The organism is Vibrio sp. 1288, from assembly GCF_033344475.1.
Genome location: NZ_JAWPOX010000354.1, coordinates 1 through 798 on the forward strand (window position 1 = coordinate 1; position 798 = coordinate 798).

General features: G+C 48.7%; 1 protein-coding gene and 1 pseudogene. One reads left to right on the top strand and one right to left on the bottom strand.

Translation table 11 applies throughout. The features are described 5' to 3' along the window. The first annotated feature begins 72 nt into the window (after positions 1 to 72). A complete protein-coding gene (gene rnhA, locus R8O11_RS26715) occupies positions 73 to 537 on the top strand; it encodes a ribonuclease HI (RefSeq protein WP_318194811.1) in 465 nt (154 codons plus the stop codon). Between the two features lie 4 nt (positions 538 to 541). Here rnhA and R8O11_RS26720 read toward each other — a convergent pair. Beyond that, positions 542 to 798: pseudogene (locus R8O11_RS26720) on the bottom strand (SAM-dependent methyltransferase); the annotation flags it as partial.

A 798-nucleotide genomic window follows, 5' to 3' on the forward strand; every position in this document is an offset into this window, starting at 1 on the left:
CTGCTGGTATTCATAAGGTTATGTATGTCAGACTATGCTTTATTAAATGTTTCGGCTAATAGTACCAAGAATATGACCAAACACGTTGAGATGTTCACAGACGGATCTTGTTTAGGAAATCCAGGCCCTGGTGGCTACGGCATCGTCTTACGCTACAAAGACGTAGAAAAGACGCTCTCCAAAGGCTACACCCTCACCACCAACAATCGCATGGAAATGTTAGCCGCTGTTGTCGCCCTGCAAACACTGAAAGAGCCGTGCCGTGTCACGCTGACGACCGATAGTCAGTACGTGCGCCAAGGGATCACGCAGTGGATTCACAACTGGAAAAAACGCGGCTGGAAAACCGCAGATAAAAAGCCCGTGAAGAACGCCGATTTATGGCAAGCACTGGATAAAGAAACGGCACGCCACCAAGTGGATTGGCATTGGGTTAAAGGCCATGCTGGACACAGAGAAAACGAAATCTGTGATGAACTCGCCCGCACAGCAGCAGAAAACCCAACAGAAGAAGATACAGGCTACCAGCCATCTTAATACGCTAGTAGCGCTGGCTCGACACTCTCTTCACACCAAATCCCTCTCGGTTCATCACGCCAAGCGGCGTCAGTTTTTTCTTTAGACGCCAATGTGGTTTGATTGGCTTGAGAGGGTACGTTCGTTTACGAGCGACGATATAGTACAAGCTCCCCGCCGGAGAAGCCCAATCCCCCAAGCTGTTTTCTAACCAAGTCCACATGGTGCGATAACGTGTCATAGGAAACAGCGCATAACGATCACATTGAATTACTTGGTAGT